This window comes from Halomonas aquatica (assembly GCF_040196335.1).
GTDB lineage: Bacteria > Pseudomonadota > Gammaproteobacteria > Pseudomonadales > Halomonadaceae > Halomonas > Halomonas aquatica.
This window is the reverse complement of record NZ_JBEGCJ010000001.1, coordinates 169,578-182,254: the sequence shown is the minus strand read 5'-3', so window position 1 is coordinate 182,254 and position 12,677 is coordinate 169,578. Positions and strand designations below refer to the sequence as shown.

Sequence of the window (12,677 nt, the reverse complement as noted above, 5' to 3'; positions counted from 1 at the left end):
ACACTCGATTCACTCATCGCTGGATGCGCAGGCCATGCTGTTTGAGCTTCCTGACAACGCTTGGCTGGCTGATGCCGAGTCGCTCGGCAATGGCATAGGTGCTGGGCAGAGACTCGCAGAACTCGGCAAGGATGGTGCGCTCGGCGCGGCTTAGAGCGTCCTTGAGGCCTTCCTCCTCGTGGAGAGTCGGAAAGGAGATTTGGTCTGGAACGCCTTGGTCGGAGGCGTTGGCTGTCGCTGTGACCGGATGGGCAGGAACTGGTGTGTCGGCATGGATGGTGTCATCACTGGATAGCCAGGCCCGCTCCAGCCAGTTCTCAAGCTCCCGCACGTTGCCGGGCCAGTCCTGACGCATTAACGACTTCCAACTGCTCCGCGCGAGTAGTTTCTCCTGCCTATAGCGTCGATTGAGTTGCTTCAGCTGCCGCTCGACCAGGCCGGGAATGTCCTCCCGGCGCTCTCGTAGTGGCGGCAGGGTGACGGGTATGACGTTCAGTCGGTAGAAGAGGTCCAGGCGGAACGACCCTTCCTTCACTAGTCGGCTGAGGTCCTGGTTGCTGGCTACCACGAGGCGGAAGTCGACGCGGCGTGACTGGTTGTCGCCCAGACGAGAGATGCGCCCATCCTGGATAGCTTTCAGTAGCTTCGTCTGTACCCCCAGGGGCAGCTCGCCGATCTCGTCGAGGAAGAGCGTACCGCCTGCGGCTTGCTCGATCAGCCCGATGCGCCCGCCGGGAGCGGCGCCGCTGAAGGCCCCGGAACGATAGCCGAACATCTCCGCCTCGAACAGGCTTTCGGGTATGGCGGCACAGTTGACGTCGACGAAGGGGCCGTCGTGTCGAGGGCTCCAGCGATGAAGCTGACGGGCGAAGGCCGTCTTGCCGACCCCGGACTCGCCGAGCATCATCACCGTCGCGTCCGTGGGGGCAACCCGGCGGAGCAGCAGGGCCACCTCCCGCATCAGGGGGCTCTTGACCTCCAGCTCGTCGAGCTCGCTCTCCAGTGTCGCACCCTCCTGCTCGAGTGCCTGGCTGCGCTTCAGGTGGTCGCTGAAGCGCTGCTGCAGCAAGGTGTATTCCTGCTGCAGCAGCTGAAGGTCGGTGAGATCCATGGAACGGCTGACGACGGCCACCAGCTCTCCCGCTTCAAAGACCGGATGGGCCTGGGCAATCACCTGGCGCCCGGTGCCGGTGCACTGAACGAGCTGTACTGGTTCTCCAGTGTGCATCACTTCGATGCTTATCGATGGATTCAGCACCCCCTCGTCTTCGAGACGCTGCACGCTGCTTGCCAGGAGTTGTTCACAGGAGATGCCATATACCGCCGCGGCACTGGGGCTTACATAGCGAACCTTGCCGTCGGCATCGACCACGAAGTAGTGGTCATGGGCGGTATCGATGATGGTCCTGAGGATGAGACTGTCGATGTTGCTCATGTGGTCGACCTTGGATTCATGAATGCATCAATGATTCATTATTGCATCATTGTTGGATGGTGAGTGATCTAGTTATGAATCATTTGTTTGGGTCAGGCCCCGAAATCCGGGTGGCATGGTTTGTGCACATTTAATGTGAACCTTGCGTATTCATCACCGACCAGAAAAGCAAAGGACCTTTGCATGAGTGAGTTCAACCAGCCCCTGGGTGGCAACGACATGCCGCGCTTCGGTGGGCCCGCGACGATGATGCGCCTGCCGACCCAGGAAGGCGCCGAGGGTCTGGATGCAGCCTTCATCGGCATTCCCATGGACATCGGGACTTCCAATCGCCCCGGGACCCGCCTGGGACCCCGCCAGATTCGCGATGAGTCGCGGATGCTGCGTCCCTACAACATGGCGACCCGGGCGGCACCCTTCGATAGCCTCCAGGTTGCGGACATTGGCGACGTGCCGATCAACACCTTCAACCTGCCCAAGAACCTGGACATCATCTCCGGCTTCTATGACCGGGTGCTGGCCCACGACTGCGCGCCCCTTACGCTTGGCGGTGATCACACCCTGACCTGGCCGGTGCTCCGGGCCATTGCCAAGAAGCACGGCCCGGTCGGGCTGATCCATATCGACGCCCATGCTGACATCAACGACACGATGTTCGGCGAGGAGGTGGCGCATGGCTGCCCGTTCCGCCGCGCTCAGGAGGAGGGCCTGCTGGATAGCCAGCGGGTGATCCAGATCGGCCTGCGAGGTACCGGCTACGCCGCAGAGGACTTCGACTGGTGCCGCGAGCAGGGCTTTCGCGTCGTACAGGCCGAGGAGTGCTGGTACAGGTCGCTCGCCCCGTTGATGGCCGAAGTGCGAGAGCAGATGGGCGACGGGCCCGTCTATATCTCCTTCGATATTGATGCCCTCGATCCCTCGGTCGCGCCGGGCACCGGCACCGTCGAGATGGGAGGCCTGACTTCTCAGCAGGGGTTGGAGATCGTGCGAGGCGCAGCCGGGCTCAATGTGGTAGGCGGTGACCTGGTGGAAGTGGCACCGCCCTATGACCCCAGCGGCAACACCGCCTTGATTGGCGCCACCCTGCTCTACGAGATGCTTTGCGTATTGCCGGGCGTCAAGCGTCGCGATTGAAGCGTCTGGCCTGAATACAGGTCAGCCATAGATTTTCACAATGACAAGTCAACCTGAGGTAATCCATGCCATCTTCTCTCGATAGCTCCGACAACATAGCGCTTGAAGGCGAGCCGCTGTCACGGCACGGCCTGATCAAGTTCATCGTACCGTCGCTGATGGGCGTTCTGCTGTTCCTGGTGCCTTTCTCGGTAGGCGATACCATCAATATTGGCATGGGCCTTGCCGCCGATTGGCTCAAGGCCCTGCTGGGTGAGTCGCTGCCTGCCATCGCCACCCTGGTACTCTGCCTGTCGTTTGTGCTGACCCTCTACGTGAAGGCCTCCAGGCCTTCCTGGGCACAAGGCAGCGCGCTGGGAGAGCTGTTCGACGTGACCCTCCCGTGGACTATCATGCGGGGGCTAGGGGCGATATTCGCGCTGATGATCTACTTCAAGGTCGGTCCCGAGTTTGTTACCGCCTCCTACACTGGTGGCGTCATGCTCAATGACCTGGCGCCGGTCCTGCTGACTTTCTTCTTCTTTGCCGCCATCCTGCTGCCGTTCCTGGTCGATTTCGGCTTCATGGAGTTCATCGGCAGCCTGCTTCGCACTCCCTTCCGCTTGATCTTCGGCCTGCCCGGCCGCAGCGCCATCGATGCTACCGCCTCCTGGATGGGCTCCGGCACCGTCGGCGTCCTGATCACGACCCAGCAGTATGAGAAGGGTTTCTACAACTGCCGCGAGGCGGCGGCCATCGCCACCAACTTTTCCATCGTCTCGATCGCCTTCGCGCTCCTGGTGGCCAGCTTCATCGGTATCAATCACCTCTTCGTGCCCTTCTACCTGACGGTGGTGGTGGCCGGTCTGGTGGCCGCCGTGATCGTGCCGCGTATCCCGCCGCTCTCACTCAAGTCGAACAGCTACTATGAGCCGGTGGGCTGTCAGCTGCAGGAGGAGCGTACAGGGGATCAGGGGCTGTTGCGCTACAGCCTGGGGATGGCCGTCGCCCGCGCCGAGAAGGCGCCAGGCCCGCGTCAGCTGTTGCGCGTCGCGATGTTCAACGTCGCCGATATCTTCTTCGGTCTGCTGCCTCTGGTTATCGCCATCGGTACTGTGGCGTTGATCCTGGCCGAATTCACTCCGCTGTTCACATGGCTTTCCATGCCCATGGTGCCGGTCCTTGAGTGGATGGGCCTGCCGGAGGCCGAGGCCGCGGCGCCTGCCACCCTGGTTGGTTTCGCCGACATGTTCCTGCCGGCGGTGCTGGCCAGCAACATCGATAGCGAGCTGACACGCTTCGTGATTGCCTGCCTGTCGCTGACCCAGCTGGTCTACATGTCCGAGATCGGCGCGCTGCTGCTGAAATCGAAGATCCCTCTCAAACTGTGGGAACTGGTAGCCATCTTCCTGATCCGTACCGCCATCACCCTGCCGATCATCGTCGTCATGGCCCACTGGCTGGTGGGATGAGGGGCGCTAAATGACCTGTGCAGAACTGCTCATCCGTCTGCTTCGGGACACCTATGACGTAGATACCGTCTTCGGCATCCCAGGGGTCCATACCGTCGAGCTCTATCGTGGGCTGGGCGGAGGAGAGACAGCCAGCGGCATCCGGCATGTTACCCCGCGCCACGAGCAGGGCGCGGGCTTTATGGCCGATGGCTATGCCAGGGCCACCGGCCAGCCGGGGGTGTGCTTCATCATCACCGGCCCCGGGATGACGAACATCGCCACGGCCATGGGCCAGGCGCTGGCCGACTCGGTCCCCATGCTGGTGATCTCCAGCGTCAATCGTCACGACACACTGGGACGCGGTCAGGGCCGGCTGCACGAACTGCCGAGCCAACAGCAGCTGATCGCGGGGCTCGCGCGGTTCAGCCATACCTTGCTGGAACCGCAGGCGCTGCCCGAGGTGCTGGCCAGGGCCTTTTCCGTGTTCGAGGTTGGGCGCCCGGGGCCGGTGCACATCGAGATCCCCATCGATCTCCTCGATGCTCCGGTAGAGGAACCGGCCAGTTGGCGACGTACGTCACTTGCCAGTGCATCGCCGGATCTCGAGGCTCTTGAGAAGGCGGGTGACTGGCTGAGGCAGGCCAAGTGCCCCCTGGTGCTTCTGGGCGGCGGCTGCATCAAGGAGCCGAGTGCCGCGAGATCGATGGTGGAGGCCCTGGACGCCCCGGCGGTCACCACGATCAATGCGAAGGGGCTTCTTGGCATCGACCATCCCCTGGACCTGGGCGCCAATGCCTCTCTGCCCGCCGTGCGCAAATTGGCCATCGATGCCGATGTGGTGCTCGCCATTGGCACCGAGCTGGGCGAGACCGACTATGACGTCGTCTTCGATGACGGGTTCTCCCTTGGCGGGCGGCTGATCCGCGTGGATATCGACGCCGAGCAGCTGGCCAGAAATCAGCCGGCGGATCTTGCACTTATGGCGGACGCCGGGCTCACCCTCAAGGCACTGGCTAGCCGTTTCAGCCAGACTCCCCTTCGAAAAAACGGTGAGGAACGGACACGAGCGACTCGGGAGGCGCTGGCGTTGTGGCAGGACCCGGCGTTCGCGCCCTATGTGTCGCTGTTCGACACTCTCCGTGACACCCTGCCGGAGGCCATCCTGGTCGGTGACTCCTGCGCCACCACCTATGCCGCCAACCACCTGGTGTCACAGCCGGCGACACGGCGTTTCTTCAACGCCTCGACGGGCTACGGCACGCTTGGCTATGGCCTGCCCGCCGCCATGGGGGCCAGCCTTGGGAAGCCCGAGTTGCCTGTCGTGGCACTGGTGGGTGACGGCGGCATCATGTTCACCCTGACCGAGCTGGCCTGTGCTGTGGAGGAGGCCTTGCCGGTGTTGATTCTGCTGTGGCACAACCAGGGCTATGAAGAGATTCGCCGCTACATGGATAGCGCGGATGTCCCGCGATTGGGGGTAGATATCCAGGCGCCGGATTTCCAGATGCTGGCCGCCGGATTCGGTTGTTATGCCCGTAGCGTCGGCGATCCTGAATCGCTGGCCGAGGCGATCCGCGAGCGCCCCCAGCAGGGACCATCGTTGATCGAGATCGACGCGGCCGCCTGGAATGCCTCGTTGCAGGAATAGCATCCCTTCGACCTGTAATCCCGTTGCGAGAGAGTCGCCCATGCAAGAGCTGACAAGACAATTCATCGACAACCGCTGGGTCGAGAGCGCAGGACGTCGTCGCCTACCCGTCACAGACCCCTACCGTCAGGAGACAATCGCCGAAGTCACCGGCGGTGATGCCACCGATGTGGACGCCGCCGTAGCCGCCGCTCGTCATGCCCTGCCTTCTTGGCAGGCTCTTGGCGGTGAGCGCCGGGGCGCTTTTCTATACGCCTTTGCCGACGCGCTGGAGGAGCGCCGCGATGCGCTGATGCGTCTTTCCTCCCGCAATAACGGCAAGGCCCTGGCTGAGGCGGGTATAGATCTTGATGATGCCATCGCCGCTTACCGCTACTACGCGGGTCAGGCGGCCGAGCTGGAGGCGCGTCAGGGACGTATGGTCGAGCATGGCCTTGACGGTATCCAAGCCCAGTGCTTTGAAGACCCTGTTGGGGTAGTGGGCCTGATCACCCCGTGGAACTTCCCTCTGGTGACCAGTGCCTGGAAGATTGCTCCGGCCCTGGCGGCAGGATGCACAGTAGTGTTCAAGCCCTCCGAGGTGACACCGCTGCCTGAGCAAGCGGTTGCAGAGATCGCCGAGGCCGTGGGCTTGCCCGCCGGCGTGCTGAACCTGGTGCACGGTGACGGCGAGGGTATCGGCGCGCCACTCACCGCTCACCCTGGCGTTGACAAGCTTTCCTTCACCGGCAGCAATGCGGTGGGAGAGAAGGTGATGCACGCGGCGGCCAAGGGAGTCCGTAAAGTCTCCCTGGAATTAGGCGGCAAGTCCCCCATCCTGGTGCTGGAGGATGCCGAGGTCGAGCAGGCCGCCGACTGGGTGATGGCTGGCATCTTCTTCAATTCTGGCCAGATCTGCTCCGCCACCTCGCGACTGATCGTCCACGATGCCATTGCGGAGCCCCTCTATGCGGCGCTGGGTAAGCGCATCGACGCCATTCGCCTTGGCGATCCTCTGGCCGACGACACCGATATGGGCCCCATGTCCAGCGCCCGTCAGCGCGAAGCGGTCGAGCGCTACCTAGGGTTAGCTCGTGAAGAGGGGCTGGTTGCGGTGCGCGATGGCCGGGACCGTCAGCTCCCCGATCGCGGCGAGTTCGTCGCACCGGTGCTCTACCGCGATGTTCCGACCGAGAGTCGCCTGTGGCAGGAGGAGATTTTCGGCCCCGTGCTCTGCGGTCGAAGCGTCTCCAGCGATGAAGCGGCCATTGAGCTCGCCAATGCCAGCCCTTTCGGCCTGGCGGCCACGGTGGTTGCCGGCGATATCCAGCGTGCCCGGAGAGCAGGGCGGCAGGTTCGTGCCGGCAGCATCTGGATCAACAGCGAACAGATAGTGTTGCCCGAGGTGAGCTGGGGCGGTTTCGGCATCAGCGGTATCGGGCGTGAGCTGGGCCCTTTGGGGCTGGCGGAATATCTGGAGGTGAAGCATCTGATCGGGCCTGATGCGTGAGATATGCCTGGACGCCAAGCCCTTTGTGTTCACGCAAGCCAAATGGCCGTCCTGAGATATGGACGGCCATTTGCTTGAGCTTGCTAAAACAACCGTGGCTGTGAATGTTCATCACACGCCTTTATCTGTCAGCCATTGGCCGATGATCTCTCTGTGCCGCTTACCATCGTAGCTGGGGAAGTGGCCCCCATGCACGACCCTGACAGGTAGGTCGTAAAGGCGCTTCATCGAACGGACGTAGTCTTCGGCATCCGCGTGATAGGTATCCTCGATCAAAGGGCCGTCATAGACGATATCCCCCGAGAACAGAATGCCACTCCTCGCCTCCCACAGGGCAATACCCCCGGGTGAGTGTCCTGGGGTATGAATCACCTCGAAGACCCGGTCACCCAGATCAATGACATCACCGTCTTCCACCAGACGCGTAGCGGGTGCTGACTTCACCGAGTAGGTGGTAGAACTGTAGGGAGATGGCGGCAACCGATCGAAGATGTCGTCCGTCACGTAGGGATCAGCCAGCGTCTCGGGTCTGCCAGGACTGGCCAGGATGTCTGCCTCGGCACGATGCACCACACGATCCTTGAATTCGTGGTGACAGCCGATGTGATCGAAATGGGTGTGGCTAGCGACGGCGGTCAGGTCCCGCTCGGTCACTAGTGGAACCCATTCGCGCAAGGAAAGTACGCCCATGCCGCTGTCCACCAGCATGTCGCGTTCCCGTCCGCGCACGTGCCAGATGTTGCAGCGATAGAACGCCTTGATAAAAGGCTCGGAGATCAGCGTGACTTCGTCTCCCACACGCTTGGTGGCGTACCAATCTTCAGGTCTGGCATGGTTCATGGTTCGATCGCCTCCTTCGACTCCTCGGTGGCAAACAGGCTGATATCAGCAGGGTTAGCATAGATGGGCAGTTTGGTCCCTGGCTTGGGAGCTGCGCTGGGAGGCAGGTAGGCTACCAAAGTCAGCTCCGGTGCCTCGTCGCTCCGCAAATGGCACCGGTAGTGGGATCCGAAGAACGCACTGTCTATAATCGTTGCGCTGCCGAGCGACCACTCATGTGGCTCGAAGGTCAATTGCTCGGGGCGAATGCAGGCCGTCCACTGCGTGGTGCTGTTGGCGGTATCATGGCCGGGCAGGTACCCCAATGCGGTCTTGACGCCGTGCTGTTCACACCATGCCGGGAGCTGATTCATTTCACCCATGAAGTTGGCGGCGAATAGGCTGGAGGGGCGACGATAGACACGGTCAGGTGCGCCCTGATCTTCGATGCGACCCGCATTCATCACCACGATCCGGTCGGCGATGGCCATTGCCTCTTCCTGATCATGTGTCACGTGAACAAAGGTGGTGCCGACTTCACGCTGAATGTCCTTCAGCTCATCCTGCATGGATCGCCGCAGTTTCAGGTCGAGTGCACCGAGCGGCTCATCCAGCAGCAGCACGTCAGGATTCACTGCCAGTGCTCTTGCCAGCGCAACGCGTTGCCGCTGGCCACCGGAGAGTTCATGAGGCCTCTTGGTGCCGTCCTGGCGAAGTCCCACCAGTTCAAGGAACTGATCTGCCTTGGCATGCCGTTCTGATTTGGCCATGCCACGCATGCGTAATCCGAAAGCAACGTTATCCTGCAGCGTCATGTGCGGAAAGAGTGCATAGTCCTGAAACATGGTGGTAGTCGGCCGTTTGGCCGGTTGCACCCTTGTCATGTCGTTGTCGCCAATCATGACGTTGCCCTGTGTGGGGACCAGGAAGCCACCAAGCACTGATAGCAGGGTAGTCTTCCCACAACCTGAAGGGCCTAGCAATACGGTGTACTCACCAGCGTCTATGGAGAGGTTGATGTCCTTGAGTGCCTGGAAGTCACCGAACTGGTGGTGCAATGTGGTGATGGAGATAGATGCTGTCATGCGCGGCGTCGTCCAAAGAGAAATATTTCAAGCAGCAGGACCACGGTTACCGATCCCAGAAACACCAGGCTGCCGATCGCATTGGTCTTCGATGAAAGCCCGGAGCGCAGCAGGCTCCAGATCTCGACAGGCAAGGTGACGTCGAAGCGGGTCAGCAGGAAGGCAATCACGAACTCGTCCCAGCTTAGTGTCATGGCCAGGAAGAAGGCCGCCAGGATGGCAGGGGCCAACATGGGGATCGTCACCAGCGTGATCACCCGAGCCTCATTCGCACCAAGATCCCGTGCGGCATGTTCAGCGTTCTGCTGTTGAGCCCCCATCGAGGCATAGATGATCGCGAAGCAGAGCGGCAGGTTGATCACGACGTGACCGGTGCCTGCGGCCCAAAGAGATAGCCCGATGCCCAGTTGATTGAACACGATCAGCAGGCCCAGGCCGACGATCAGGTAGCTGACCGTCATCGGGGCGATAAGCAGTCCGCGCATGAAAGCGCTTCCGGGCAACACATGCCTGGCCAGCCCGTAAGCGGCCAGGAAGCCCAGCGTGCATGCTGTAAATGAGGACACCACGGCGACCAGCAGGGAGTTGCCCAGTGCCGCCATCAACTGGTGATCGCCCAGTACGTCCTGATACCACCGAAGCGTTGGCCCCTCGAAGGGAGGCAAAGGCAGGTTGCCATCCTTCAATGAAAACAATACGAGAGAGGCCACCGGCAAGTAGATAAAGGCAAAGGCCACGGCCAGGTAAAACCACTGAATCACGCGCATAAACTAAATCCTGTCCAGTCGCAGCCATCTCGCGGTGGCGATATAGGCCAAAGTCACCAGGCCCATCAGCACCAGGGACATGGCGGATGCCAGCGGGAAGTCGCCTCGGCGGCCAAGCTGCATCATGATGACCTGCGGCACGCTAAGCTCATTGTTCCCGCCCAGGATCTGGGGAGTGATGTAGTCTCCTATGCACAACACGAATGTCAGGAAGGCTCCTACCATGATGCCGGGCATCGTCAACGGCAGAATGACGTGACGAAACGCCTGCCAGCCGGAGGCACCCAGGTCCATGGCGGCGCGGCGGTAGTTCGGGGATAGCTGCACGAGATTGGCGAAGATCGTCAACGTGAGCAACATGACAAAGAAATGCACGAAACCGGTAACGGTGGCGAATCGCGAACTCGCCATCTGAAGAGGTTCAGATATCAGTCCCAGCGACATCAGCGAATTATTGATAACCCCTTCGCGTGACATGACCAATAGCCATGAGTAAGAGCGGACCACATAGGAGGTCCAGAAGGGCAGAATGCTGAGTAGCAGCACCAGTCGCTGCCAGCGTTTGGGAACACGAAAGGCGATGATCCATGCCAGCGGATAGGCGAGCAGGATCGAGATCACGGTAACGGTTAGCGTGATCTGTAGTGAAACCCATATGGCCTTGGTGAGATATGCCTGTGTAAAAAGCTTTTGGTAATTGTCGAGACTCAACGACCAGACCAACTCGCGCCCTTCCAGCGAGGCAAGGCTCATGACCGCCATAATCGTGAAAGGAGCAACGAAGAAGGCCAGCGTCCAGAGTAGGGCGGGGGCCATGAAGCCCCAACCCCGTGTAGTTGATGACGAAGCCATGATAATCAGTACTGCAGCATTTCAAACCAGAGGTCTTGCATTGCCGCGTCCAGTTCGGCATCGGGTGACGGATAGAGCTGGCTACGGGCCAGATAGTCATCCTGCTGGTCCCAGCGCAGAACCGATTTCTGCTCCTCGCTCAGAATATCTCCGGTCTTCCGGTTGGCCGGCATTCCCCAATAACACGAAGACGTAGCAAGCGCCGCCTGGCCTTCCGGGCTCACCACATGCTGAACGAAGGACTCCGCCAGCTCTGATTTTTCACTTCCTGCCAATACAGCAATCGACTGCGACCACCGGACGGCCCCTTGCTCAGGGATTGTCCACGTGAGGTTGGGCTGCTCTTCGGAGAGAACCGCGGTAAGCCACTCACCGCCGCCAACCACAATGTCTGCTTCCCCGGTAGCAAGAGCTGTCTGACTTGCAACCACTGCCCCCACGGATCCAGCGTTTTCCTTCATCTTCAGTAATTCTTCTCGAATAGCCGGCAGGTCGTCTTGGGTAAGCTCACTGGTATCCATGCCAAGTCCTGTTGCGACCAGGCCGATTACCGGAAGGTAGTAATCGTAGATGGCGATGCGTCCAGCAGGTTCATCACCCCAGATCGACAGCAGGTTATCGAGATCAGCGGGGTCAACGGTTTCAGCATCGTATGAGATGGTGTTGAAGCCGAACTTCTCGGTCACCGCATATGTCTCCCCGTTCACCTGGTTGCTGGAGGGCATCACGATGTCAGCGAAGAAGTCTTCAGTAGGCAGGGCCTGGGCATCGAGTGGGGCGAGAAGCCCAGCCGCTACGGCGCGTGGCACATCGACCGTATCGATTACCAGTACGTCCCAGTCGCCAGGACGGGACTGTTCGAGCATGGCAAATGCCGCCCCCGTCCCTTCGTACTCACGCAGGTTGACCTTGACGTCGTGTGCTTTCTCGAACGGTTCGATCAGGGCAGGGTCGGTATGATCGCACCACACCAGTGCGTTCAGGCTGTCAGCCGCCTGAGCAGAGCCGGTACCTGTCAACATCAGGCTTGCCGGCAGGGCGAGGACATAACTGAATCGGAGATGGTTCATGGGGAAGCCTCCTGGTTTGTTGGACTTGTGGCGTAAAACTTGAATCCGTTCATTTTTTTAGCGGATAATGACGTTGAATGCAAATTACGCTCTGGGGGCCTGGCTTGGCTGGCTTGCGCGAGAGACAGAAGGCAGATCGGAATCACCGCATCCTGACGAGCGCGACAGAGCTGTTTCGTCGAGATGGCTATCGGCACGTGCGCATGGAGGATCTGGCCCAACGGGCCGGCGTTTCCGTGGGGACTGTATACAATTACTACTCGACTAAGGGCGATATCCTCATCGCCATCGTCTCGATGGAGGTTAAAGAAGTGTTGGAGGCAGGCGAATGTCTGCTCGCGTCTCCACCACGGCCGGTACTCAAGGCACTGACGCGACTGATCGATCACTACTACGATCATTCACTGCACTATCTGGACAAGGAGATGTGGCGCACGGCGATGGCAACGTCGATCGAGTCGCCACATACGCCGAACGGCCTCAAATACAACCTTCTGGACGAGCGACTGAGAAATCAGGTGCAGCGCTTGCTGCTTGTCTTGCAGGAGCGGGGAGATGTCGTCCCTGGTGTGGATGCTGCAGTGATTGGCTCTCTGCTTTTTAACCTGCTGAATGTGTTGTTCATAGACTTCGTGAAATCAGACGACATGGAGCTTGGTTCGTTGAAGGCTACATTGCATGGTCAGCTAGATGTGATTTCTCGTATTTTGGTGTCTGACGACTCGTCTCTGGAAAACTAGGCCTGGCGACAGAAGAGAGTCATGTCAACACCTTGTCGGGCAGGTAAGGTGCTGCACTTGGGCATTTAGACCGCCGGCGTTGGGGCCTTGGCGCAGCGCTGTCGGATGCCTACCAGGCAACCTTGTTGGGGTCGCTGTTGGGGCTGGAGGCGATTCTTGGGCTGCTGGGGAGGAGGGAGTGATAACTTATTGATTATCCTGGTGC

11 protein-coding genes are annotated in these 12,677 nt (G+C 60.4%); 5 read left to right on the top strand and 6 right to left on the bottom strand.

The genetic code is table 11. The annotated features are described in order from the left end of the window. Positions 1 to 13: 13 nt before the first annotated feature. Positions 14 to 1,435, bottom strand: a complete 1,422-nt coding sequence (locus ABE960_RS00745; protein ID WP_349760306.1) for a sigma-54 interaction domain-containing protein — start codon at positions 1,433 to 1,435, stop codon at positions 14 to 16. Positions 1,436 to 1,618: 183 nt separating this feature from the next. Here ABE960_RS00745 and speB point away from each other — a divergent pair, with 183 nt between their 5' ends. The 4 genes from speB (at position 1,619) to ABE960_RS00725 (ending at position 7,139) form a co-directional block, all read left to right on the top strand. After that, positions 1,619 to 2,569 carry an agmatinase gene (gene speB / locus ABE960_RS00740; protein WP_349760305.1) on the top strand — a complete coding sequence of 317 codons (951 nt, stop codon included), beginning with the start codon at positions 1,619 to 1,621 and terminating at the stop codon, positions 2,567 to 2,569. A gap of 65 nt (positions 2,570 to 2,634) precedes the next feature. After that, positions 2,635 to 4,020 carry a YjiH family protein gene (locus tag ABE960_RS00735; RefSeq protein WP_349760304.1) on the top strand — a complete coding sequence of 462 codons (1,386 nt, stop codon included), beginning with the start codon at positions 2,635 to 2,637 and terminating at the stop codon, positions 4,018 to 4,020. Between the two features lie 10 nt (positions 4,021 to 4,030). Then, the gene (locus ABE960_RS00730) at positions 4,031 to 5,650 is read left to right on the top strand and encodes a 5-guanidino-2-oxopentanoate decarboxylase (protein ID WP_349760303.1); all 1,620 of its coding nucleotides are present in this window, start codon (positions 4,031 to 4,033) and stop codon (positions 5,648 to 5,650) included. 40 nt (positions 5,651 to 5,690) lie between these two features. After that, positions 5,691 to 7,139, top strand: a complete 1,449-nt coding sequence (locus tag ABE960_RS00725; RefSeq protein WP_349760302.1) for an aldehyde dehydrogenase family protein — start codon at positions 5,691 to 5,693, stop codon at positions 7,137 to 7,139. Positions 7,140 to 7,250: 111 nt separating this feature from the next. On the opposite strand, the gene ABE960_RS00720 is transcribed toward ABE960_RS00725, so the two are convergent. Genes ABE960_RS00720 through ABE960_RS00700 form a run of 5 tightly spaced genes read right to left on the bottom strand, consistent with a single transcriptional unit; the run spans position 7,251 to position 11,732 of the window. After that, a complete protein-coding gene (locus ABE960_RS00720; RefSeq protein WP_349760301.1) occupies positions 7,251 to 7,979 on the bottom strand; it encodes an MBL fold metallo-hydrolase in 729 nt (242 codons plus the stop codon). Beyond that, positions 7,976 to 9,043 (bottom strand): ABC transporter ATP-binding protein, encoded by a 1,068-nt coding sequence (locus ABE960_RS00715; RefSeq protein ID WP_349760300.1) that lies wholly within the window; start codon positions 9,041 to 9,043, stop codon positions 7,976 to 7,978. Before ABE960_RS00715 ends, ABE960_RS00720 begins: the two co-directional genes overlap by 4 nt. Next, positions 9,040 to 9,810, bottom strand: a complete 771-nt coding sequence (locus ABE960_RS00710) for an ABC transporter permease (protein WP_349760299.1) — start codon at positions 9,808 to 9,810, stop codon at positions 9,040 to 9,042. The genes ABE960_RS00715 and ABE960_RS00710 overlap by 4 nt, the downstream gene beginning before the upstream one ends. Positions 9,811 to 9,813: 3 nt before the next feature. Then, the gene (locus ABE960_RS00705; RefSeq protein WP_349760298.1) at positions 9,814 to 10,626 is read right to left on the bottom strand and encodes an ABC transporter permease; all 813 of its coding nucleotides are present in this window, start codon (positions 10,624 to 10,626) and stop codon (positions 9,814 to 9,816) included. 41 nt (positions 10,627 to 10,667) lie between these two features. After that, the gene (locus ABE960_RS00700; RefSeq protein WP_349760297.1) at positions 10,668 to 11,732 is read right to left on the bottom strand and encodes an extracellular solute-binding protein; all 1,065 of its coding nucleotides are present in this window, start codon (positions 11,730 to 11,732) and stop codon (positions 10,668 to 10,670) included. A 77-nt stretch (positions 11,733 to 11,809) separates the two neighbouring features. On the opposite strand from ABE960_RS00700, the gene ABE960_RS00695 reads away from it, so the two are divergent. Further along, positions 11,810 to 12,472, top strand: a complete 663-nt coding sequence (locus ABE960_RS00695; RefSeq protein ID WP_349760296.1) for a TetR/AcrR family transcriptional regulator — start codon at positions 11,810 to 11,812, stop codon at positions 12,470 to 12,472. Positions 12,473 to 12,677: the final 205 nt, after the last annotated feature.